This window comes from Rheinheimera texasensis, from assembly GCF_964031785.1.
Lineage (GTDB): Bacteria > Pseudomonadota > Gammaproteobacteria > Enterobacterales > Alteromonadaceae > Pararheinheimera > Pararheinheimera texasensis_A.
On record NZ_CAXIRE010000019.1, the window covers coordinates 320,726 to 344,580 of the forward strand.

Annotated in this window: 20 protein-coding genes; 9 read left to right on the plus strand and 11 right to left on the minus strand. The window is 53.4% G+C overall.

Features of this window, described 5'->3' with window-relative positions; translation table 11 throughout:
• The first annotated feature begins 29 nt into the window (after positions 1 to 29).
• The 3 genes from ABNT34_RS09920 (at position 30) to ABNT34_RS09930 (ending at position 3,017) form a co-directional block, all read left to right on the plus strand.
• The gene (locus tag ABNT34_RS09920) at positions 30 to 917 is read left to right on the plus strand and encodes a helix-turn-helix domain-containing protein (protein ID WP_348731151.1); all 888 of its coding nucleotides are present in this window, start codon (positions 30 to 32) and stop codon (positions 915 to 917) included.
• Positions 914 to 2,419 (plus strand): serine hydrolase domain-containing protein, encoded by a 1,506-nt coding sequence (locus ABNT34_RS09925; RefSeq protein WP_348731152.1) that lies wholly within the window; start codon positions 914 to 916, stop codon positions 2,417 to 2,419. The genes ABNT34_RS09920 and ABNT34_RS09925 overlap by 4 nt, the downstream gene beginning before the upstream one ends.
• 127 nt (positions 2,420 to 2,546) lie before the next feature.
• Positions 2,547 to 3,017, plus strand: a complete 471-nt coding sequence (locus ABNT34_RS09930; RefSeq protein ID WP_348731153.1) for an FKBP-type peptidyl-prolyl cis-trans isomerase — start codon at positions 2,547 to 2,549, stop codon at positions 3,015 to 3,017.
• A 47-nt stretch (positions 3,018 to 3,064) separates the two neighbouring features.
• Here ABNT34_RS09930 and ABNT34_RS09935 read toward each other — a convergent pair whose 3' ends face one another.
• From ABNT34_RS09935 to ABNT34_RS09950, 4 genes are read right to left on the minus strand one after another with little or no spacing between them, the layout of a single operon-like run.
• Positions 3,065 to 3,514, minus strand: a complete 450-nt coding sequence (locus ABNT34_RS09935; protein WP_348731155.1) for a nuclear transport factor 2 family protein — start codon at positions 3,512 to 3,514, stop codon at positions 3,065 to 3,067.
• Between the two features lie 32 nt (positions 3,515 to 3,546).
• Positions 3,547 to 4,353: a type 1 glutamine amidotransferase domain-containing protein gene (locus ABNT34_RS09940; protein ID WP_348731157.1), complete on the minus strand. Its 807-nt coding sequence runs from the start codon at positions 4,351 to 4,353 to the stop codon at positions 3,547 to 3,549.
• 50 nt (positions 4,354 to 4,403) lie between these two features.
• Positions 4,404 to 5,459 carry a helix-turn-helix domain-containing protein gene (locus ABNT34_RS09945; protein WP_348731159.1) on the minus strand — a complete coding sequence of 352 codons (1,056 nt, stop codon included), beginning with the start codon at positions 5,457 to 5,459 and terminating at the stop codon, positions 4,404 to 4,406.
• A 48-nt stretch (positions 5,460 to 5,507) separates the two neighbouring features.
• Positions 5,508 to 7,661, minus strand: a complete 2,154-nt coding sequence (locus ABNT34_RS09950) for a winged helix-turn-helix domain-containing protein (protein ID WP_348731161.1) — start codon at positions 7,659 to 7,661, stop codon at positions 5,508 to 5,510.
• 187 nt (positions 7,662 to 7,848) lie between these two features.
• Here ABNT34_RS09950 and ABNT34_RS09955 point away from each other — a divergent pair, with 187 nt between their 5' ends.
• Entirely contained in the window at positions 7,849 to 10,158 is a 2,310-nt protein-coding gene (locus tag ABNT34_RS09955) for a DUF5916 domain-containing protein (RefSeq protein ID WP_348731163.1), read from the plus strand.
• Positions 10,159 to 10,192: 34 nt separating this feature from the next.
• On the opposite strand, the gene ABNT34_RS09960 is transcribed toward ABNT34_RS09955, so the two are convergent.
• Together ABNT34_RS09960 and ABNT34_RS09965 are read right to left on the minus strand one after the other, a co-directional pair.
• Complete coding sequence (locus ABNT34_RS09960; RefSeq protein ID WP_348731165.1) at positions 10,193 to 11,284, minus strand: PepSY-associated TM helix domain-containing protein; 1,092 nt, start codon at positions 11,282 to 11,284, stop codon at positions 10,193 to 10,195.
• 18 nt (positions 11,285 to 11,302) lie between these two features.
• Entirely contained in the window at positions 11,303 to 13,396 is a 2,094-nt protein-coding gene (locus ABNT34_RS09965; RefSeq protein ID WP_348731167.1) for a TonB-dependent receptor, read from the minus strand.
• Between the two features lie 202 nt (positions 13,397 to 13,598).
• Here ABNT34_RS09965 and ABNT34_RS09970 point away from each other — a divergent pair, with 202 nt between their 5' ends.
• The 4 genes from ABNT34_RS09970 to ABNT34_RS09985 all read left to right on the plus strand — a co-directional run bounded on the left by ABNT34_RS09970 (position 13,599) and on the right by ABNT34_RS09985 (position 20,031).
• Positions 13,599 to 14,357 (plus strand): hypothetical protein, encoded by a 759-nt coding sequence (locus ABNT34_RS09970; protein ID WP_348731169.1) that lies wholly within the window; start codon positions 13,599 to 13,601, stop codon positions 14,355 to 14,357.
• Between the two features lie 198 nt (positions 14,358 to 14,555).
• On the plus strand, positions 14,556 to 17,744 hold the full coding sequence (locus ABNT34_RS09975) for a thrombospondin type 3 repeat-containing protein (RefSeq protein ID WP_348731171.1): 3,189 nt from the start codon (positions 14,556 to 14,558) through the stop codon (positions 17,742 to 17,744).
• Between the two features lie 213 nt (positions 17,745 to 17,957).
• Positions 17,958 to 18,950 (plus strand): DUF1852 domain-containing protein, encoded by a 993-nt coding sequence (locus ABNT34_RS09980; protein WP_348731173.1) that lies wholly within the window; start codon positions 17,958 to 17,960, stop codon positions 18,948 to 18,950.
• 31 nt (positions 18,951 to 18,981) lie between these two features.
• The gene (locus ABNT34_RS09985) at positions 18,982 to 20,031 is read left to right on the plus strand and encodes a methionine synthase (RefSeq protein ID WP_348731175.1); all 1,050 of its coding nucleotides are present in this window, start codon (positions 18,982 to 18,984) and stop codon (positions 20,029 to 20,031) included.
• 29 nt (positions 20,032 to 20,060) lie between these two features.
• Here ABNT34_RS09985 and ABNT34_RS09990 read toward each other — a convergent pair whose 3' ends face one another.
• From ABNT34_RS09990 to ABNT34_RS10010, 5 genes are all read right to left on the minus strand, one after another.
• On the minus strand, positions 20,061 to 20,399 hold the full coding sequence (locus tag ABNT34_RS09990; RefSeq protein ID WP_348731176.1) for a hypothetical protein: 339 nt from the start codon (positions 20,397 to 20,399) through the stop codon (positions 20,061 to 20,063).
• 164 nt (positions 20,400 to 20,563) lie between these two features.
• Positions 20,564 to 20,923 (minus strand): nucleotidyltransferase domain-containing protein, encoded by a 360-nt coding sequence (locus ABNT34_RS09995; protein WP_348731178.1) that lies wholly within the window; start codon positions 20,921 to 20,923, stop codon positions 20,564 to 20,566.
• Entirely contained in the window at positions 20,916 to 21,326 is a 411-nt protein-coding gene (locus ABNT34_RS10000) for a nucleotidyltransferase substrate binding protein (protein ID WP_348731180.1), read from the minus strand. Before ABNT34_RS10000 ends, ABNT34_RS09995 begins: the two co-directional genes overlap by 8 nt.
• 74 nt (positions 21,327 to 21,400) lie before the next feature.
• Complete coding sequence (locus ABNT34_RS10005; RefSeq protein ID WP_348731182.1) at positions 21,401 to 21,844, minus strand: HEPN domain-containing protein; 444 nt, start codon at positions 21,842 to 21,844, stop codon at positions 21,401 to 21,403.
• Positions 21,801 to 22,427, minus strand: coding sequence for a nucleotidyltransferase domain-containing protein (locus ABNT34_RS10010; RefSeq protein ID WP_348731184.1), 627 nt, complete (start codon positions 22,425 to 22,427; stop codon positions 21,801 to 21,803). The genes ABNT34_RS10005 and ABNT34_RS10010 overlap by 44 nt, the downstream gene beginning before the upstream one ends.
• Positions 22,428 to 22,770: 343 nt before the next feature.
• Between ABNT34_RS10010 and ABNT34_RS10015 the strand changes: the two genes are divergently transcribed.
• Positions 22,771 to 23,733, plus strand: coding sequence for a hypothetical protein (locus tag ABNT34_RS10015; protein WP_348731186.1), 963 nt, complete (start codon positions 22,771 to 22,773; stop codon positions 23,731 to 23,733).
• The last annotated feature ends 122 nt before the right edge of the window (positions 23,734 to 23,855 follow it).

Below are 23,855 nucleotides of genomic sequence, written 5' to 3' on the forward strand. Positions count from 1 at the left end.
AATACTACCAATTATTTATAGAGCCAAAAATGAGCACAGTCCGCCTGCAACAGCTGGGGTTTACTGCCCTGGAAACCGATATTTATCTGGCACTGCTACGCCATGGCGAGATGACCGGTTATGCCGTCGCCAAGCAGGTCGGCAAAGTGGTCGCCAACGTCTATAAAGCACTGGAATCTTTGCATCAAAAAGGCGCGGTGTTACAGCTGCAGCAGGAGCAAAAACGCTATGCGGCAGTGCCGTGGCGCCAGTTACTGGACCATGAGCAGCGTAAATTCAGCCAGACACTCACTGAGCTGGCGACCGAGCTGGAGCAGCTACCGGCGGCGGATACGCAGGAAGCGGTGTACCAGCTGAAAAACCCTGACCAGTTGTTGTATGACTGCCGGCAGCTTTGCCGCGAAGCGCAAGGCCTGCTGTTGGCCGACCTACAACCGGCAGCGGTGCCGTTACTGGCTGAGGAACTCATCGCCGCAGCGGCGCGTGGTGTCGAAGTGCGGGTGAAAATCTACGAGCCGGCCGACTTGCCCGGTGTACAGCTGACGCTGCGCGCCAATGGCCGCGACGTATACGGCAAAACTGCCGACGTCAGTCTGAAGCTGGTGGCCGATGGCAATAACTTTGTTTTGGGCCTGCTCAGTAGCGATCTTAGCCGGGTCATTCAGGCCTTCAAAAGCCGTAGCGCGCTGCTGAATATGAGCCTGTTTTGCGGCCTGGTGTACGAACTAGTTCTGACGGAACTCAAACAAAGCCTGACCAACAACGATTTGGCGCGCTCGCAGCAAATCCTGGCCCAAACTGCGCACTTACATCCATTTAGTACGGAGAATCAGGTATTTCACCAATTTAATCAACGCTATAGCGTCGCACGGCTTGATGCCAGTTCCAGCCAGCCAGATCAAGGAGAACCCGTATGAAACCTTTGCTGAACCAATTAAAGCCGCTCTCAGCCCTGTGTCTCCTCTGCGCCAGCTTATGCATGCCGGCAACAGCGCAGCCGCTTACACCACAAGATTTTGCTGAATTAGAGCAAGCCATCGCCGCGCTTAAAACCCAGGCCGGTTTGCCCTTTGGCAGCGCCATCGCGCTGGTGCACAATGGCAAACTGATTTATCAGCATCACAACGGTTATGCCGATATTCAGCACAAGCTGCCGGTCAACGGCGATACGGCCTTTTATATTGCTTCGGCCACCAAGCCCTTCACTGCATTGGCTTTTTTACTGCTGGCACAACAAGGCAAAGTCGACCTCAAGCAAAGCCTGCAACAGATGTGGCCGCTGCAGAAGTTTCCCAACATCGACGCCAGCCGCGTCACGCTGCGCCAGCTGCTGAGCCATCAGTCTGGTTTAGACAATCAGCCGCTGGTCTGGGCCACGGCATACAGCGGCATTCATACGCCAGAGACGCTCAAGGCACTGACCAGCCAGTCGGTGCCCGACCCGGAGGCGAAATGGGGCGAATTCCGCTACAGCAATGTTGGATACAACATCGCCAGTCTGTGGCTGGATGAGCGGAGCGGCACCGCCTGGCAGGATCATTTGCAGCAGCTGATTTTGAAACCGCTTGGTATGCAGCACAGCAGCGCGCGTCAGAGCAAAGCGGCAAAGTGGCCACTGGCGTTGCCTTATTCGCTGATGAAGAACCAGCTGCCGCTTTATCTGCAAAAAACTGATGCCACTATGCATGCCGCCGGCGGCATGTTTGCTACGGCGGGCGATCTAGCCACATTTGTCGCAGCGCAATTACCAGGCACGAAAAGCCTGCTGCCGGCCAACGTGATCAGCCAATCGCAGCAAACCCAGGTCACCACCGACAGCAGCTACGGCGATTTTAAGCGTTCCGGCTACGCCTTCGGCTGGTACACCGGGCCTTACAAAGGCGAGGTGATGCTGCATCATTTTGGCGGTTTTCCGGGTTACAGCGCGCATCTGTCGTTTATACCTGCACGGCAAATAGGTCTGGTGATTTTACATAATGAAGACGTGCTCAGTCGCGATCTGAATAATCTGATTGCCGATTATTGCTACGGCCTGTTACTTGGTGACAGCGGCACTAAAGCCAGAGTCAAAGCCGGTTTTGTCAAGCTACAGCAAAAACTGGCCCAGCTACCGGCAATGAAACAAGCGCAACAGCAAAAAATCGAGGGCCGCAAAACGCTGCTCAGCCTGCCGCCGGCCGGTTATGTCGGCCGTTATCTGCATCCACAGCTTGGCGAGATGATTGTGAGCCTGAATGCCCAACAACAGCTGGAGTTTCGCTGGGGCGCACTGCAGGCCATCGCCAGCGGTTTTGATACAACGGACGAACTACGACTGGAACTGGTGCCCAATTCCGGCGAAGTGGTCAAATTTACGGTCAACCAAGGCAAGGTGCAGCAACTAACACTCAGCGGCATGACCTTCAGCAAACAGCGCTGAAGTAAAACCAGCGGCCAAAAAATCAGTGGCAGCAAACAGCGCTTTGACCGGTATCGTTTTTGCCCCTATGATAGCGCCAACTTGTTGAACTTATTATCAATCGTCTGGAAAACAGACAAGGATAACCATGAAAATAGCTCTGATCGTGATAGTCGCTGCGGCGGTTTTGTATTACTTCTACAACAACATCAATAACCAGAAAATTGCCGCGCAGAATATCGAGTTGGGTGAAGTTTTTCTGGCCAATAACGCCAAACGGGATGGCGTGACAACCACCGCCTCGGGCCTGCAGTATGAAGTACTGAATAGTGGCGACGGCGACAAACACCCTACCGAAACGTCCACCGTCAACGTGCATTACCACGGCACCCTGACCGACGGCAGCGTATTTGACTCCTCAGTGGAGCGTGGTGAACCCATCAGCTTTCCGCTGAACCGGGTGATTAAAGGCTGGACCGAAGGCGTACAGCTGATGAAAAAAGGCGATAAATTCCGTTTTTATATCCCAGCCGATCTCGGTTACGGCAATCGCAGCGCCGGTAAAATCCCACCAGGTTCAGTGCTGATTTTTGATGTTGAACTGCTGGCCATTGAATAATGCCAGACGCCGGCCCAATGCCACGGGCCGGCGTCATTTAGCTGCGATTATTTCGCCGGCTTCATCGTACCGCTCCAGGATTTACTGACCACCCGCCACTGGCCATCGACTTTAGTCATCGCCAGATAGTCCACCCCCAGCCATTGCGGATAATCCAGCATCACTTTGACCACTGCGCCGGTGTCGGTGATATCAAGGATTTGGTATTGGCGGTGCCGCTCTGCTTCATCCGGGGACACCTGAAAGCCTTTGGACCATTCGGCGCCGGAGACATTGACCACTTTTTGTTGTTTCTTCGAATAACCGACCACCACAGTATCCTGCAGGATCACCCGGTGTGCTTTGGCCGCATCACCTTGCTCAAATGCCTGCATCATCGTTTGCATCTGTTGGTCGATGGCGGCGTATTCAGCGTGTTGCTTGAGCGCCGGGTTGGCCGCAGCGGCAAAACTCAGGCTCAGGACAGCAGCGGCACAAAGGGTAGAGAATGTGTTCATAGGTATTTTCCTTTTATGAGTAAAATCAACGTTTAATTTTTGGCTGTGGCTTGCTGCTGTTGCAGGATCTGCACAACAGCCCGCGCCACCAGCGGGGCCGATGGATAGTTCTGGCCTGTGACTAAACGGCCATCGACTTCGATATAAGGTTTTTCCGGATCCGGTGCTTTAAACAAACCACCATGGGCTTCGATGGTCTGGCGCATGGCAAAGGGCAGGTACGGGAAATATGCAGCGGTTTTGTCTTCATAGTCTTCCGGATAACCGGTGACTTTTTTACCGGCCAGCAGATACTGACCATTACTGAGTTTGATGCGGACTATGCCGGCGGTGCCGTGACAAACCGCAGAGACCACGCCGTTGTGTTCTTCATAGATCTGCCGGGTGATCCGTTGCAGGCTGGCATCCTCTGGCACCTGATACATCGCATTGCTGCCACCGACGTAATAGACAGCGCGATAACGGCTGGCATCAATCTGTGTTGGTTTTTGGGTGTGGGTCAGGCCCGCCATGATGCGTTGGTCCTGCAGGCGTTCGGTCAGACGTGGTCCCAGCACTTTGGGGTCGATGGGCACAGCACCACCGGCCGGCGAGACAAAATCAACGGTGAAACCTGCGCTGTGAAAGGTATCCCAGGCATGCACCACTTCACCAAAACTAATCACAGCAGGCAGCGTTGAATTGCCGTGGAATTGCTGGCTGGACAGCACAAATAACACCCGGCCAGCCGGCGGCTGTATTGTGGTGGCGGCTGGGGTTTGTGCGCTGACCGGCTGTAAAGTTCCCAGCAGAAACCACAGTGCACACAGCAGCAGTGGATAACATTTTCTCCAAATCATCGGGTAAAGCTCCATTGGTTAAAGGAGCCTTTACCTTAAACAGAAGTTAGTTAACCTACTGTCTTGTCAGCGGTTTCCGTACTACTGAAAGCTGTTTTAGTAGTCAGATGACGCTCGCGAAACGCAGCGGGGGTGCATGCATTGGCCTTTTTGAACGCGGCGTAGAAGGTTGACAGCGACTGAAAGCCGGCCGCTTCAGCGATGGCTTCCAGCGTCTGGCCAGGTTGTTCCAGCAGGAGGCGTTGAGTTTCGCCCACCCGTAACAACGCGATGTACTGCTTAAACGAAGTGCCGTTATTGTCATTCAGTAACTGCGACAGCCGCGCCTGCGGCAAGCCACAACGGCGGGCTAAGCGCGCCAGCGTCAGGGCCGGGTCCAGATAAAGCTTTTCGCGCGCCATCAAATCAGCCAAAGCCTGCAGCTCGGCCTCAGCTTCAGCGCCTGGAATACGCCGGTCCTGATAAGGCTCCACCGGAGCCTGCCCTTGCCGCCAGGCCCAGCCGATGGCCACACACAGGTACAGCACAAAGGAAAACGACAAAGCGCCGACGATATAAGAGGTGAAACCGGAAGTGAAATAAGCCAGCCAAATCAGCCACAAACCACCGTGCACTGCAAACAACAACCAGCGCGCATTGCCAGAAGGCAAACAGCGGCGCTGTTGCAACAACAAAGCCGTGCTGGCGAGCAGATAGCCCAGCCACAGCCAGTTTACCGTGCTGACAATAGGGCCATGCCAGACAGATGCGTGGGCGGCATATGGCCACAGCAGATTCAGCGCCAGCGCAATCACCCCCAGCGCGCTGGCGTGCCAGACTTCAATGCGGCCAAGTGTTGGTGTCAGACTGGCGCGGGTATAAAAATACAACGCCGGGCCAATCAGCAAACAGGCAGTTAAACCTGCCTGCATCACCGGTGCCGGCGTATCCGGCAGAAAATAAAACGCCACCGATTTGCCGGTGCGCACACTGACCATCAGGATCAGCACCGCCAGCGCCCGTTGCGCCAAAGCAGATGTGCCGGTCAGCCACAGATAAAGCGCCAGCGTCACGCCATTAAAAGCGCCGAGCGCCGAGAAAAAAAACAACAGATGGTCGTGTAACATGGCCAGTCCTGTGCCGTGCGGGACAAAAAGCGTTATTGAATCATCCGGTTATTGCGGCTTTGTCGCAACAGGTTTTAGCATTTTAATGTCACCCTGCATGGCATCCATTTGCGCGATGGTCAGGTCGCCATAAGGCGTCACATCAAAATGCCAAATCAGATTGCCGCTTTTCACCAGCTGCACCGCTTCAGCTGCTTTGTGTTGCGAACCGCTCGCCATGTCAGTGAGCGCCAGCCGCCAGATATAGTCATGTTTTGACCAATCCGACTGCCAGTACAGCTGATTGCCGCGGATACGGATATTCTGCATCTGATGCGCTTGCTGCGGTTGCAGCTGCTGCAATAACTGCAGCTTTTTGACGTCGATGTCAGCGCTGCGCGTCTGATACCAGCCGAGGTCCCGGTGCACCAGCCAGCGCTGCTGCGCCGTATCAAAATACACATTGTCAGCAGCCAGCGCCTGTTGCTGCAGCAGCCGGCCCTGCAGGTTATACAGCCGTAACGTCTTACCATCAAAGGAAAATAACCGCTCATTGTCGACCCAGCCGAGGTTCAACAGCGTGCTCTGCGCCTGACTGGCAAATTGCAGCAGCGTATTTTGCCGGTCGTATAACACGATATCCAAATCGCGATTGGACAGCAGCATCGACAAGTCAGGCCGCCATTCGAGGAAATTGACAAAGTCGTAACCCTGATACTGCGACAATTGCTGCACCCGGCCCTGGCTATGCAAATACACCTCGCAAACGCCGCTGCGTCTGGACATAAAGGCGGTTTCGCCAAGGCTGTTGCTGACCGGCAGATAATCGATGCTGGAGGTGGAAAACACCGGCAGATTGTCTTTGTCACGGATATCCACTTGCCAGGCCTCAAGGCCGGTAAAAAGCCGGCCGCGCTGGTCGATGCCAAGGCTGGTAAACAGCCCCTGCGCCGTATTAAATACTGCATATTGCCGGCCGTCCGGCGCTTTGGCCAATAAAGACGTGTGTTTGGCATTGTCGTTGGTGACCATCACGCCTTGCGTCGGGTCAAAGGCAATCAGCCAGACCGGATAAGACCAGCGCAGTTTGACCTGACCGCTGATGTCGATGAGCAGGCTCTGATGCTGGGCATCTTTGAGCAGATAAAACACTTCGCCCTGCCAGCCTTTGACCGCACTGACCAGCTGTTGCCCGGGCTTTAGTGGCACCGGGATCGGCACCCATTCACGGGTCGCAGTGCGGTACAAATAAGCCAGCCATTGTTTTTGTTGCTGCTGTTTTTGCTGCAACACCAGCACCAGCTCCTCCGCCGCATTTGTTACAGACTGCTGCCAGACCGGCTTTTGCACCTGCAAACAAGCAACAGGGTCGGCGATATGACTGACGGCACCAGTGGCGGAGCGGATCTGTAATTCACAGCTGTCTTCGCGGAAATGCCAGAACGCCAGCAGCTTCTGGCTGTCGTGCCAGGCCGGTTTAACGATGCGCTCACTAAAACGCTGCTGATACAACACCTGGCCCGTTTTGTCGGTGATTTCAAGGCTATACACATCTTTGACATAAGCCAGCAAGTCGGCGAGCGGGTGCGCGTCGACATCAAACTCAGTGCCAAGTGCATAACTGACCTCCTGCACTTCATATTGTGGCGGCGCGGCCGGTTTATCAGTGCCAAAAGACGCCACAGCGCGAAAGCCGGCAATGGCCGCCAGCAATACCAAGGCGGAGCCATACAGCTGCCAGCGTGGCCAGGCCGAAAGCTGCCACCGGCGCGTGATTGAGTTGACGGGGTCGGGTGTCAGGACGGGCGCAGCACTGATAACAGGCGAAGCCGCTGCAGCGGGTTCTGCCTTCGTCAGCGCTGTCACTGGCGCGATAAAACAATAGCCTTTTTTCGGAATCGTCTTGATATAACGCGGCTGCCGGCTGGCGTCGTCTAGCAGTTTTCTGAGTTTGGTCAACAGCTGATACAGGCTGTTCTGCTCAACCACTAAATACGGCCACAGACTTTGTTGTAAGAAGTCCTGGCTCAGCACCTCGCCCGGCTGTTGCAGGAATAACAGCAATAACTCAGCGACCTTCGGCTCCAGTTTGCTCGTCGTGCCGTCCGGTACATACAGCAACAGATCCTGCGCCGGCTGAAATTCAAAATCCGCAAAACGCCAGATCACAGCAGGCGCTGTGCTGACCGAAGCTGAATTTGGCGGTAAAAAAGCTGCTGACAAATCACGCTCTGCTGTGTGTTTGCAGTACCCAAGGTACCAGACTGACGATGTAGCTGATCCTCAGGCTGCCACCGCTGAAAGTCAATGCAACAAAGGCTTTACACAGCATTCTTCAGGAAAAATTCAGAAAAATCAGCCCGCCAACCTGCTGCAATGCCGGTCTGTTTTCATTTTTTGCTGAGCCCTTATGCAGCTGTTCACACCATCACCACGAAAAACGCGCCACCCTTTGTTGTTTATTGTAACCACCCTGCTGAGCCTGCCCGGCACCAGCGCCGCCACTACTCCGAATAGCGCGCCGGATATCGTCATCGACGGCCGTTTTGACGAACCGCAGTGGCAACAGGCGCAGCAGTTCAACACTTTTTATCAGGTGGTGCCGGCCAGCCGCAGCGCGCATCAGGATAAAGCGCAGGTTCGTGTGTTCAGTAACGCGGAGGGGATTTATGTCGGCATTACCAATTTACAGGCCAAAGGTGCGCGACAAAAACAATACAACCTGCAGGACGCTTTTATGCAGGCCGACTTTAACAACATCATCGTCGATTTCGCCGGCGATGGCAGCGCCGCCTATTTGTTTTCGATGACACTTGGCGGCGGTATTCAGGATTCGGCGATGACGCCGCAACTGACCACAGACGAAGACTGGGACGGCATCTGGCAAGTGGCGCATGTCGAGACCGAGCAATATTGGACCAGCGAATTCTTTTTACCCTGGAGTTCGGTGTCGTTTCGCCACCGAGTGCAGGCCGACGGTCAGTCAAAGATTGGCGTCTCGGTACAACTCTATGATTTAGCGAAAAATCATGTGTACGGCACTCAGGCCCAAAGCCTGGCTCACAGCGATTTTTACCTCGGCATGCCGAAACTGGCCGCTGAAGTGCCGGCACAGGCGCACTGGCAGGTGCTGCCGTATCTGACCCAACAATATGATGCGCTGGCGCGGCAAAGCAACACTGAAGCCGGCCTCGATTTGATTTACCAACCGGCCCATCACCAGCAAATCAGCCTGGCACTGAACCCGGATTTTGGTCAGGTCGACAGCGACGAGCTGGTGCTCAATTACAGCAATGTCGAAACGCTGTACACCGACAAAAGGCCGTTTTTTACTCAGGATCTCAGCCTGTTCAGTACCTTATCGCTCAATGACAGCCAGATGATCCACACCCGGCGCATCGGTGCCGGCAGCGACGACGGCAGCACTTTTATCACGCCGATTGACGCGGCCCTGCGTGCCACCCATCAGGGCGAATCCATCAATGTCGGCGCTTTTGCCGTACACGAAGATTCGTTGGCATCAGGCGCCGGCAAAGCCTTTTATGCCGCCCGCACCACCTGGCGGGATGAGCACTGGCAAAGTGGCCTGCTGGCGACCCGCACCGAAAGACCGGGCCTGCAACGCGAAGCCGACACGCTAACCTGGGACAGCCAATATCAAAGCAGCAGCTGGTCCTTTCAAAGCGCGCTGGCGCAAAGTTTTATCCGCCAGCAACAACCCGCCGGACAGCCACAGGCAATGGATGAAAACCAGCGCGGTTTAGCCCTGTTTGCCAGCGGTAAATATCAGTTTACGCCGCTGTTTGACCTTGGCTTTGAGCTGCAACGGCTGGACGATACATTTGATAACAACGACTTAGGTTATATGCAGCGCAATAATTGGCGTGAGCAGGCGCTGCTTGGCAGTTATGCCATCAGCCCGGATTTTGCCGGCCTGAGCCGGTTGAAGCACAAAGTACGACTGAGCTACCAAACCGACGATACCGGTTTAAAACTTGCCGCCAAACAGGACTATCTGCTGGCGCTGCTGCATGGCAACGGCGCCCAGACCGAACTGCAGCTGGTATATCAAACCGGCGGCTGGCAGGACAATATCGGTTATGCCAGCGAGGCTTTTGCGCTGCCCTCCGCCTGGAGCCAGCGCCTGATGTATATCAGCCCATATGTCGGTCAGCTGACCTGGGCTGCCAGTATCCAGCTGGATGAACAAGGCTTTGACGGCCTGGCACGGCAGTTTGGCCTGGACCTGACCTGGTTACCACACGCCAACTGGACGCTGAATTTTAATAACTTTTACCGCGAAGGCGACGGCTGGCTGATAGGCAACCGGCTGAATCAGTTCAGTAGTTACGACAGTGAATTATTCGCCAGCAACTTTAAAATCGCCGGCTTGCTGACCGACCAGCTGGAATTTGGCCTGCAGTTACAATGGGCCTTATTGGACGCGCGCAGCCAGCAGATTTGGCAAATCCGCCAGCGCCAGTTATTTGCCGACCCAGGCGCGCCGGACAACAGCTTCAACGACCAGCGCCTGACCGCGCAGTTTAAACTGCGTTACAAAATCGGCGCTTATTCCGACCTGTATCTGGTGTACAACCGCGGCGGTGCATTGTATACGCCGGGGCAGCAGCCGCAAGAAGCCTGGCTGCCGGCGGTCGCTGACCTGTGGCAAAGCCCAAACCAAAGCCTGTGGACGGCCAAAGTGCGGTATGCGTTTTAAATGATGGTAAGGCGCCGTGAAATCAGCGCCAGACTCAGCGCTGCGCGGCCGGAGCGGATTCTTTTTGCAACCGGCCCTGGCGCCAGCGCCAGCCGAACCACCACAGCAGCGCAGGCAACAAGCCGCTCACGCATAACAACCATAGATACAGCGGCCCGCCAACAGCGGCGACATGCAGCGGATAAATCAGCTGACTGAGCTGGCGCCCCGGCGCCAGCTCTGTAGCCCGTTGCAGCGATAACAGACTGCCATCCGGCGCCAGCCGCAGCACAGTCCGGCCATTCGGATGCCATTCTTCGGGCAGCTGAGCACGGAATTGCACTGCATCGGTCGGGGATTTGCGAAAACTGGCCAGGCGCAGCTGCGCGTCCGGCAAAACCTTACGGGCAGTACTCAGCCATAGCCCCCAGTTGGCAGCGGTCAAAGTTGTGGCCTGGAACGCCGGCTCCGGCGCCGCCTTTGGCTGCGGCGGGTCTTGCAGCAACCAGCTGATAAATTGCTGAGTCTGCGCGTTGTAGGCCATCGCAGTGCCGGTGAGAATTACCAACAGTAACAACGGCAGGCTGAATACCCCAATCAGATAATGCCATTGCCGGTCCCGTTGCCAGCCTGGTAAGGCACGACTGCGCAGCGGCCATTTCAGCATCCGCCAGCGCCGTGGCCATTGGGTTTTCAGCCCGGCGATGAGCAACAACAAAGCAGCGATCCCGACGATACCAGTCAGCTGATGTTTCCAGGATTTGACCAACAGATATAAATGCAGCTGATAACACCAGTCCAGCACATCGCTGTATGGCGCACGGCTTAGCAGCAGCTGCGGTGTTTCGGCTGCATTAGCTGGTACGGCCCAGTATTCCAGCGTGCCGTCGTGGCGCGACAACTCCAGCCAGGGCCGTTCTGTATGCGGCAACCGGGCAAAACCATATTGGCTTTGGTCCAGGCTATCCAGCACCCGGCCTTGCGCCTGCGGGTCGTCGACCAAACTGATTTGCAGCTGCGGATAAAGCCATTGCAGCAGCGGATTTTTAAATAACAAAATGCTGCCGGTCAGACAGACCAGCAGCAACACAGCGCCGAGCCAAAGCCCGAGCAAGCGATGCCAGAACCGGCTACGCAGCAGGTTCATAAGCAGCACAGCGCCCAATTAAAAACCATATTGCCAGCTCAGCTGTAACATACGGCCAAGGCCTGCAAAATAAGTGCTGTTGGCTGGTGTGGTCTGGGCGTAATAAGTGATGTACTGCTTATCGAGCAGGTTCTCGATGCCTAAGGTCCAGACGCCGTTGGCGCCAGAGTCAAACCGTACCGAGCCGTCCAGCGTCTGATAACCGTCAAAAGACGTACCGTCGTTAAAACTTAAGTCGGAATAACGGCTGACCTGCAGGCGGCTCGACACACCATCGGTCCACTCCTGCAACCAATACAGGTTGACGCGTTCCGGCGCGATATTGACGCCACCTAAATCGCGGTCGGTGCGGCCGTCATTGTTGCTGTCGTATTGACCTTGGCTGCGGGCATAACTGAAACCCAGACTGCCGGCGTTGCTGTAGTTCCATTCACCGTCGGCTTCAAAACCGGCGATTTCGGTTTTCTCCCGCATCACGCTGTAGATGCCGTCTTTGTCGGCTTGCAGGCGTGAACCTAAGTCCGAATCCGAAGTGAAATAACTCAGCTGCAGGCGGTAGTCGTCTGTGCTGTATTCCAGACCCAACTCGGCGTTGTCTGACACCACCGGCTGCAGGTTCAGGAACTGCGCCACTGACTGATTTGGTTTGTTAATAGCACGCAGCACCCGGCCAACGTCCGGCATGCCAAAACCTTCGTTGTAGCTGGCGTACAGCCGCAGTTCCGGCGTCAGCTGATGCACCACACCAAAGTTATGCAGCAATTCGTTAAAGCTCGGCTGACCGCCTTTAACAAAAGAACTTTTGCTGGAATATAAAGTAGTGAAATCATCCACTTGCAGCTGACCGTATTCATAACGCGCACCGGCGCTGAAAGTCCAGCCGGCCAGGCCGTCGTAACGCAGCTGGGCAAAAGGCGCATAGTTGGTAAATTCGGTTTCCGGCACCCAGTTACGGCCGGTCATCACCAGTTCCTGATAGGTCAGATCCTGCAGCCAGTCGAGACCGGTACTTAAATCAATGTCGGTACCGAGCAAATCAGTGCCAAACCAGGTGGCGCGGGCGCCCACTTTTTCTGACACGTTCTGCGACTGATCAAATAAATTGGCGCCGTATTTTGGGTCCTGGAAAGTAGCCGCGCTGCTGCCGCCAAACATCGAACTGAAATCCTGCGCGAACAACTGCAGGCTGAGGCTGCCACCGAATACTTGCTGATGCTGATAATCCAGCGACGCCGATGTCACTTTATTCTGCGCACCATAACCCGGCGTTTTGCCCGGCACTGACGTAGTCGGAATGCCGTCCGCCGGTTTGCCGTCGACCGGTTTGTAGTCGTTGTTGCCTTCGAGGTCAAAGTGATTGACCATCAGCTGAATGCTTTGCACGTCGCTGAATTGCCATTTGGTCTTTAAAAACAAATCGACACTATCCGAATCCATCGTATCGCCCTGCGTGGTGTCGACACCAATCGGCGTACCGTTGCCATCCAGATACAAACCGGTTTTGTTATAAGCGATGCCGCTGACCAACGACACTTCGTCAAATTGCTTAGAAAACAAATAGCTGCCGCGATAACTCTGAGTATCAGAGCCGCCGGCGGTTGGCACTGAACCGGCCAGTTTCAGCTGATGGCTTTGTTCGCCCGGTGTTTTAGTGATGATATTAATAATGCCGCCGCTGGCGCCCATGCCCTGAATGGCGTTGGCGCCACGGATAATTTCAATGCGTTCAATCATCGCCGGGTCAATGGTATTGCCGTCACGTGAGCCATTGCGCAGCGGCGTCGATTGCGGCACGCCGTCAATCATATACAGCGGCTCACGGCCCCGCAGCGTCTCGCCATTGGCGGTCAGTTTCTGCCGGCTGGGTGAAAAGGCTGGGATTAAATTGCCCAGAATTTGTGATAAGTCCTGCGTCACAGCTAATTGCGACTTCAGCTGCTCCTGCTCAATCACCGTGATAGTGGCCGGCACTGTGCTGACCGGATAAGCCGCCCGAATCGACGACACCTGAATACGTTCAATTTCCGCCGTATCGCCGGTTGTTTCAGCCACAGCCCATTGTGCACACATGCCCGCGCTTGTCAGCGCCAGTAACAGCTTTGCCAGTTTCATCACAATTCTCAGCGTTAATAAAAATCGTTCGCATTTATATAGATGCCAGGTGCATTAGTCAATATGGATATAACGGAATAGCGGCAGCGCCTGCCACTTTATCGGTAAGAAGTTGGCGGCATGGCCAAATCCCTCACCACCTTGAGTTTCGCTGTTGAATATGATGTTATCCAACCATGTCTTTGTTGCAGGTTAGTTGTAAATGAACACAGAACAGGGCCAGACCGGCGCGCTGGCGCAGACAGAAACTGCCGCGCAACCGGCAACACCGTTACTGCATGGCGATGTTTATGACCAGAAAGTCGATTCGTTCGCCCGGCGCACCGGCCAATATCTGTTGTCACAACCCGCCCTGCTGCTGACCGGCAGTTATTTGTTTTGTAGCTTGCTTGGGATGATTTTTGTCGTGTCGTTGTTCGACAAATTTGATTTTGCTGTGTTGCCTTATCTGGAGATCTCCGATTTCTTGCTGGCTGCGTTGAGCAATCCCTGGACCATTCTGCAGTTTGTCTTCTGGACGCTCGGTGTCTATCTGCTACTGTGGCTGGACCGTATTGCGCGGCAACGTTTTCGCGGTTATGCCCGGCTGTCGGACCGCTTTTATAAACCACGTTACCAGCGCCTGAGCCTGTATATGTTTGCCAGTTTGCCAGTGTTGTTTCTGATGGATGTCGCGCTGATGGAAGCAATAAGTCAGTCCAGAGCCATTAAAGCCGGCACCACACCACGGTTTAACCTGAGCCTGATTTACCCGGTGTTCGACGACAACAAAACCATGCGAATGGAACAAATCCAAATCATCGCCCGCAGCGTCAGTTATCTGTTTGTGTATCACGAAAACCAAATCAAAGTGATCCCACATGCTAATGTGGCAGGGCTGCTGCCGCAGCCGGTGCCAGTAGCCATTACCGCCTCTAATGGACAAGAAGCAGCAAACACTCCGGGAGTGAAAAAACAATAACTTTTTGATTTAAAGCGTAAAGCCGCTGGTAGTAAGCTTGAGAAACCCGACGTTTTGTACCCAAAATAGCTTGATTCTATCAATTGAGTAATTTAAGTTCACGGCATCGTGGTAGCAACAATACATCAGGAAAGCTAATTGCCGGTTCAGACTGCAATAAACAGCACTGCCGCAGTCAGCCTGAAAAAGGAACTTTGAATGCGTAAACTACTTTTTGCTTTATTCTCTATTGGCTACAGCTTTTGTCTCCATGCCGCGCCACAACAAGTATTTGAACTGGACCCCAGCCGAAAACTGGTGAAAAGCGATTCCAGCGCCCCGGAATACTTTCAAAGATATGGGGACTATCTGTTCTTCTCCGACGGAACGATGACCCAACAGGCTCCACATTCTGAACGCAAAGCTGTTCAAGGCAATGATATCTGGCGGCTCGATACTAAAACCAATCGGGTCGCCAGAGTGGCAACAGACCGCATCACTTCAGACTATTGGAATCGCTCCTATTATGTGCTGAACGACCGACTAATGTATTTTAAACACTTCAAAGGCTTCACCGTTGCAGACCTGAACGGCAACATTTTGGGGCAAAAAGCCCTGCTGCAGGAAAGCACCATGACACGAGAAAGCCAGAAAATGAGCCAGTTGGGTAACTATGCGTACTTTCCCGGAGTCAACAACACAACAAAAAAAGCCGGGTTATGGCGCAGTAACGGTTCGATAGAAGGCACCGAAGAAGTCCCATTGTGTGAAGGAAGCATATGTTATTCCTCACCGCAAAACTTTAGTCAGACCGCTAACAAATTGTTTTTGATTGCCAAATCTCCGGATGGCACCAGTGCGCTTTGGACTATCACTGAACAACACAAAGCCGTGCTGTTAAAAGCTATAACGGCAAAAATCAACGCTGATATCGCCTTTCTCCCGTATCGGGATGGCGTCATTCTGAATACTGAAAAAGGGCTTTGGTACAGCGATGGTACAGATGCAGGCTCCTACGCCATCAATAGCCAATTCAGCGGCCTCGAAGCAATCAGTCTTGGTGATAATCTGGTTCTCGCCGGCAAAGACCTTTATGTCATCGCACAACACGGTAAAGGTGACGCAAAAAAAGTCGAAATGGGGATGTTAACCGAACCCAGAAACCTGACAGCCTTACAAAACAAAATCTATTTTACCGCCACGCTGGTCACGGATAATCAGCGTTTAAACGCCAAGCTAATGGAACTGGATGGCAGTAACAGCCCAAAAGAAATTTTCGTCTTTGAATTTGCACGCTTTTTTGACCAAAAAATTGTCGCAAGCAAAGGCAACAAGATGCTGTTAATGCGCTATCAACATGATCAACCTTCCAGCAAAGTCCAAACCTCTGAACTTTGGGTCAGTGACGGTACCAAGGCCGGTACAATCAAAATATCTGACAATACTGGCTTGCCATACTCGCTGTGGACACGCCACGCCTGGGCCTTTGGCAAAGACGATTTTTATTATACGGCATACAACGAAGCGGCCGGGATGGAGCTGTGGCGCACCGACGGCACTGTCGCGGGCACTGCACTGAGTAAAGATGTAGCTTTTGGCTTGCCCAACGCCCATGTCGGCCAAATGGTTACTGACGGCAGCACAGTGTTTCGCCTGCAGGACCATAAATGGTACAAAACCGGTGGTGGCGTCGAAGGCAATATGTCCGACGTGCAATTATGGAAAACTGACGCCATCACGCTACGCAGCAGCTTTATCGCGGAGTGGCCAGATAGTGAATTGGATTCGGAGTTACCCATGGTCCTCGCCAGTCATGGTCTCTATCTCTGGGTGCGCAACAAAACACAGCCGTTTGCTTATGATTTGATGTTTTACCATAAGCAAAACGCCACATTACACAAAGTGTTGGATGCAGTGCCCAAAAGCTGCCAAAGCAATGGCAACTATGGTTTCCGTGCGCAAAGTATCGGCGCTAATTACTATTTCCAGGCACCGGCCGGGACTGAAACTGCAGTCAGCTGCCAACTATGGGTCAGTGATGGCACCACAGCAGGTACCATACCCATCACCAATTTTGCCAAATCAATGCTGACATCGGGCCTGATCAGCCAAACCACCCAATTAAACAACGAGCTGTATTTTACTCTCGATTTATTCGCAGTGACGACGCAGGAGCAGTCAGCACAAGTGTTCAAAACGGATGGCACAGTTGCTGGTACGAAAATAGCGTTTTCGCTGCCAGTCGCAGCCGACCAGTCACGCGTCACACTGGGCCGGTTACAGGCCGGCGCGACCGGGATCTTTGTTACCACAGAAACTCCGGCTACACGCTTATGGTATTGGGACCAAAACCAGCTGACTGATTTGGCAGAAGCCAACAATCCTTATGATGTTGTCCGTTTTCAGGATGGGATTGCCTATGTCATAAATAACATCATTATGCGCAGTAATGGCACACCACAAGGGACTGTTCCTGTGCTGAAATTACCTCCGCCACCCAGTCAGATTGATGGCTTTAGCCACCTGCAGGTCAGCAGTGATTTCCGCCATTTATTGTTTACCGGCAAAGACGACTTCGGGAAAATCCGCTTATGGCGATCCGATGGTAGCAGCGCTGGGACTGTTGCCGTAGGTGAGGCTCAGACTGGGTACAGTTTTAACTTCAATAACCAAATCGGTCAGGACCTCTATATCACGACCTACCAGCACTCGTCAGAATTAGACTTTGTGGAACAACTCAGCCGTTTTTCTCTGAATGCTGCCTCGGCCGAGCCCGTCTTTACCCATCATGTTGCCGATCTCAATAACCCGTTACCGGTTGTTGCTGCCCAAGATCGCCTCTTTATTGGCAGTAAGCTGCAATTACCTAGTTTTGGCGGACCTTATGTCACAGCCAATCTCGACGACGGCGATTTCGATAAAGACGGTGTGCTGAATAAAGACGACATCTTCCCGTTGCATCCGGATGAATTTGCCGATTTTGACGCTGACCGGATCGGCGACAATGCCGATCCGGATGACGACAATGATGAAGCACCTGATAACGTTGATTTGTTCCCGAAAAATGCACTGGAATGGCGTGATCAGGATCAAGACAAAATCGGCGACAATGCGGACACCGACGATGACAACGACGGCGTCTCAGATTGGCTGGATTCTTATCCACACGATGCATCCAAACACAGCAATCAAGTCAGCAGCCCTGGCACAGGACCTACAGAACCGACACAGCCATCGAAGCCAGTCACTGAAAGCAGTTCCGGCGGCGCTGTATCTTGGTTAAGTATATGCGGCGGTTTATTGCTAATCGCACAGCGCAGACGCCGGCAACGCTGCCGTCGACTGGGATATGGTGCGACGATGAAATTCGGTACCGCCGCACATTCAGGCACTCGTAGAACAGCGTAGGCCCCACATTAATCAACGGGTTGCAGTAACGCCGATACTACAGCCCGGCAAACAGCCGGCCCAACCAGACTGCTTGAATTTCTCTCAAGCACAATGGCTGATTTTTCATTATTCATTCCGGCGTTCGCCGTATACAGTTCTCTCAATAGCAATTTAGACGCTTAGCCGTCCAAATAAAATGCAGCAGTGCTGCAGCAAACAGGAGAACCACTGATGGCCGCGCAGATCCACACCGCAACCGACTTAACCTTTAGCATTGAACGCCAGCCGTTTAATGAAGATTATCAGCCGGCAGACCATACGCGGCTGACCACCAACTTCGCCAATCTGGCGCGGGGTGACGCGCGGCAGCAGAATTTGCGCAACACGCTGGCGATGATCAATCACCGCTTTAATTCGCTGGCGCATTGGGACAACCCGGCCGGCGACCGTTACAGCGTCGAGCTGGACATTGTGTCGGTGGATATTCATCTCGCCGGCGCCACCAGCGCCTTTCCGTCGATTGAAGTGCTGCAAACCAGCATTCTGGACCACCACACGGGTGAGCGGATCAACGGCCTGGTCGGCAATAATTTTTCGTCTTATGTGCGCGATTATGATTTCAGTGTCTTGCTGCCCGAACACAATAAAAACCAGCCACAGTTCAGCATTCCGGCGGATTTTGGTGATTTGCACGGCCGGCTGTTCCGCCAGTTTGTCCGCTCCAGCGTGTATCAGCAGCATTTTCATAAGCTGCCGGTGATTTGTTTAAGCGTGTCGGACAACAAAATTTATCAGCGCAGCGCCAATTGTCACCCGGTGCTGGGGGTGGAATATCTGCCGAATGACACCTCGTTAACCGAGCAATATTTTAAAAAAATGGGCCTCAATGTGCGTTATTTCATGCCGCACAACAGCGTCGCGCCGCTGGCGTTTTATTTCTTTGGCGACCTGCTGAACGACTACAGCAATCTGGAGCTCATCGCCACCATCAGCACGATGGAAACCTTTCAGAAGATTTACCGGCCGGAGATTTACAACGCCCACGCCGTGGCCGGGCAAAGTTATCAGCCGAAGCTTAACAGCCAGGCGCATTCGTTAACCCGGATCCGTTATGACCGCGAAGAGCGCAGCCAGCTGGCCGTGAAACAAGGCAAATTTGCTGAAGAGTATTTTGTAAAACCCTATAAAACCCTGCTGGAACAATGGGCTGCCAGCTGCGCTTAACTTCCGGTTTTAATAATTAAAGGCATTGATCATGAGCATTTTATTACCTACCTCCACCGCCGGCAGCTTACCGAAACCAACCTGGCTGGCCGAACCCGAAACTTTGTGGTCGCCGTGGAAGCTTGAAGGCGACCAGCTGCATGCCGGCAAACAGGACGCGCTGCGGCTGGCGCTGCACGAGCAACAACAAGCCGGTATTGATATCGTCAGTGACGGCGAACAAAGCCGCCAGCATTTTGTCACCACTTTTATTGAGCATTTAGCCGGCGTCGATTTCGAGAAGCGCCAGACCGTGCGCATCCGCAACCGTTATGACGCCAGCGTACCGACTGTTGTCGGCCCTGTTGCCCGCATCAAACCGGTGTTTGTCGAAGACGCCAAGTTTTTGCGCAGCCAGACCAGCAAGCCAATCAAATGGGCGCTGCCCGGCCCAATGACGATGATCGACACGCTGTACGACGCGCATTATCAAAGCCGCAAGGAATTAGCCTTTGAGTTCGCCGCCATTCTGAATGCCGAAGCACATGAACTGGCCGCTGCCGGTGTCGATATCATCCAGTTTGATGAACCAGCCTTTAACGTGTTTTTCGACGAAGTGAACGACTGGGGCATCGCCGCGCTGGAGCGCGCTATCGAAGGCTTGCCGTGCCAAACCGCGGTGCATATCTGTTACGGCTACGGCATCAAAGCCAACACTGACTGGAAACAAACACTTGGCAGTGAATGGCGCCAATACGAAGCAATTTTCCCGAAACTACAGCAATCCAACATCGATATCGTGTCGCTGGAATGCCACAACTCGAGGGTGCCGCTGGAATTGCTGGCGCTCTTACGCGGTAAAAAAGTGATGGTCGGCGCTATTGATGTAGCAAACCACGCCATTGAAACGCCGGAAGAAGTCGCGGCGACACTCAGACAAGCACTGCAGTATGTTGACGCCGACAAGTTATATCCCTGCACCAACTGCGGCATGGCGCCGCTGCCACGCGCAGTGGCCAGCGGCAAACTCAAAGCGCTGCAGGCGGGGGCTGAGCTGGTACGGCAAGAGTTGCGGCGGGAGCTTCAGCACGCCGCTGAATAGTTTTAAAAGGTGCAGCGCGGCGGTGACTATCAACCGCCGCCCGACTTTTTGATCACCAGGCTGCTGGCATCCGCAGCGCGGTCGGTTTTAGTGGGTTCCATGCCGTGTTTGCGGTCTTTGGCCTTTTCGATGGCTTCGTCCATTTGCTTCACCACCGGGTCATTCGGATTATTTAATTCGCCATTTTGCAGCTTTTCTGCGCGGATTTTCTGCTGCAACTTCGCGCCAGCCACCACATAAGACGCGGCATCCACCACCTCATTACCGGTATCCAAGGTGATAGCTTTGTGTTTACCCACGCTGTGGATAGTGCAGGCGCTGAAACACAACGGAGTTAACAAAAGACAACAGCGGAAAAATGTAGTCATGACATGTCCATATGGTAAAAAATATGAAACTAACCGCTTGAGAATGAATGATATCTGAACTGGAAGCGTGCAACCAGGCAGTAAGACCAGGAACAACAGTTTGAATAAAGGAAGCGGTTTTCCGGAATGGTCTGGCAAGGCTGGCCTGGTAAATCAATCAGCTTTTACTGCAACTCCACTTTGCAGGCCAAAATCCGCTGCCGGAACGTCTCCGACGTCGTAGCCCAGTCCACCACATCGACTTTCCAGGGTAAATCAGATTCACTGAAAGCTTCTGAGACTTCGGCCAGCAACGCCAATGGCAATGGCTCGGTACTTACAATCACCAAATCCAGATCTGAATAGGTTTTACCACGGCCTGCTGCCCTGCTGCCAAAAGCCCAGACCGGATAACCGGCCAGCAGGCGCTGCAAAATACGCTGCACTTGTTGCCACTGCCCGACGCTTAACTGCAAACCGGCCGGCGGAATGGCTGATGGGTCCATTGCCGGCTCGTCTACCGGCTGAATCAGCGCTTTAGTCATGCTGCGCCCGTTGTTGTAACTGCGCAGCCAGGTATTCCGCTTCGTGCAAAAATGCCGGAATGCCCGCCACGACTTGTAGCGCCACGTCCTCATCATAGGTACGGCTGGTTTTGCTGCGCATATCACGATACAAACGCCACGCCGGCCAGTCTCCCAACAACAGCCCTTTTTCATTGCCGCTGCGAATCAAATCAGCAAAAGACATCGCATCAAAAAGCTCAGGGTTGGCTGCCGTTTGTTCAAGAAAGCGCTTGAGCATTTTGTGGCTGATTTCATAGGTAAACTCAAAGCGCTGCACTAACCCATCACGGATTTGCGTATCAGAGACATCTTGTTGATAACGTTGCCAACCTTCCTGCAAACGAGTGACGGCTTTCAGCAGAGGGCTGAGATCCAGCGACATAACAAGTCCTTATGAATTGGCGATAAAGCTAAAACAGGAATACCACAAAGCATAACTCAGCGTAACGGCGCAGGCTACTTGTCAGGTGCAGGGATGCTAGTTCCAAACAACCATTGCTCGACTATCTGCAGCAACTCTTTCGCCTGCTGCAGGCATTCCGACACAGCTGCGGCTGTGACTAAATCACCGGAATAGTCGGTAATGTTGCGTTGTTTTCGCAGCGCATCCAGCACAATCAAACGGTCTGTGCTGATCCCCACCGTTTTTACCAGCGATTGCAGCATCGTCTGATGGTGACCGGGTTTACTGGTCAGGGTACGAAAACCAGCCTGCTGTAGCGCCGCGTTGGCCAGTTGCATAATGGCTTTATAGGCAACATCAAAGCGGTTTTCGTTACTTAAGTCCGGCAGCTCTGCGTCCTGAATATTGCGTGCTGCGGCCTGCAATAATCGCGCAATTTGCGCAGGGTCTGGATCAATCCGCTCCAGTGTTGTGCCTATCAGGTTGTCTAAGGTCATCCTTGTCTCCTTGCACCATCAATAACGGGCTCTGTAGCAACTCCCGGATAAAACCCGAGTTGCCCGCCAGTGCCTGCATCCATTCAGACTCTGAATATAGTTGCGGATTAATGTCGCGGCCAAGCTGATGTTGCAGCGGATAAAGCAGGTGTACCGCTTCGGAAAAGGTCAGCGCCCCAACCAGCAATACATCTATATCACTGTGCGGATTGGCTTTCCCGCTGGCCACAGAACCAAACACAGCAACAAACCTTAACTGCGCAGCTACCGGTAACAGTGCCTGCCGCAGCTGGTCAGTTAAATCACTGGTTTTACGCAGAATACTGGCCAACTCGTCAAAGATTGGACACAACCGGTTGGCCTGATACCACAACTGATTGCCCTGCTCACGCCGGTTTAAAATACCGGCATCTGCCAGCTTGCTCAGTTCCTTATGCAAAGTACCAGGATGTGTACCAGTCAAACGCGCAATCTCGCGCACATGCCAGGCCTGCTCAGGTTGCTGCAGTAATAACATCAACACCTGACGGCGGTATTTGCTAAAGAGTAATTCGGCCAGTGCATTCATGGTTTGCCTTTGCATAAATGAAGCTTTATTTGCTACGAATGTAGCTTTATGGGCTACGAAATTCAAGCATCACTGACATGACCGGAAAAATCTGCCGGTTTGATGAAATTGCAGGTATATCGTCCCGGCCGTTAGCGGCCGCTGGCAAAAGCCTTCACCTTGCCATCTAAGATGAAGCGGCTATACCTGTTGTTGTCCGGATACCGGACGAAAGAACTACATGGATGTCAAGCACGCGTCGCGTTGTATCCCGCCGGGCTGCAGTTTCATCCGCAACATATTGATTCAACTTGAAAATGAGCCCTTAGGTCAGTACGCCTCTCTGCCGCAGTGTTTTGTGCTCTAACAAGGACATGTTATGAAAACTATGAAACTAATTCCCCTGTGTGCAGCCGCCAGCATCCTTGCCGGCTGTTCGAACGTTTACCAGCATAAAGATGCCGACTTTTATGATGTAAAAACCACGCCACCTTTGCATTTGCTGGAAGTCAGTAATGCGAAAAACTCAGATCCTAATCTGAATCAAAACCTGAACCTCGACTACAACATCACCGATCAACGGGTCTACAAGTTCACCTATCTGGTGGAAGACACCATGCGTAAACGCGTTGACCACGGCCGGACCTGGGAAGAAGGGCTTTCTGCGATGCAGGTCATTCTGGCGGCTTTTGCTTCCGCCTTTTCCGCCACCACCGGCGTGCATCCGGATGTAGTCACCACATTGGCAGGTCTCAGTGCCTTAACACCCGATATTGCCGATATCATCAACGCCGGCGACAAAGCCAAGGCTTATTCACAAGGGTTGGAACTGATTGAAGCAGCCAATGCGGCGTATATCAGCGCCCGCAGCAGCGCTATTGCCGGTGGCGGTGCTTTAATCCCGAACAAACTGACGCCAGAAGGCGCGGCGTTATTTGTCAGTGTGATGTCGACGCTCAAAGTGATGCGCAATGCGTTATTACAAACCTTACCGTCAGAAGAAGACTTGGCCAAAGCCACCGGCAAATACAGCTTGTTTAGCCTCGATACCACAGAAGTGAACATCGAGCTTGCCAAGAACGGCCCGGCGGGACTATTGACTGCAACCGTAGGTCTTCCAACCGCGCTGACCGAGGCCGGGCAAAACTACTACACACGGGTGGTCAGTGTGGTGCGGGGCGGCAAATTAGCCCAATGCACGTCCGACTCACCCAGTGTTGCCGTAGTCACTGCCTGCAGCGGCAACGCCATGACTATTCAGCCGAAGATGTTCGGCACTGCCCATGTCACAGTGGTCGCAGAAAATGGCAGCCGCGCTGTGGTGAAAGTGCTGGTGAAGTAATCCATGTAGATAACAGCGCTGCAAAGCGCTGTTTTTTTCTAACACATCTGAACGAATGCGTCCCGCCTTCCATTGACCAAATAGTTACTTTTGTACCTATTACACCTTGTCAGTACCAACCG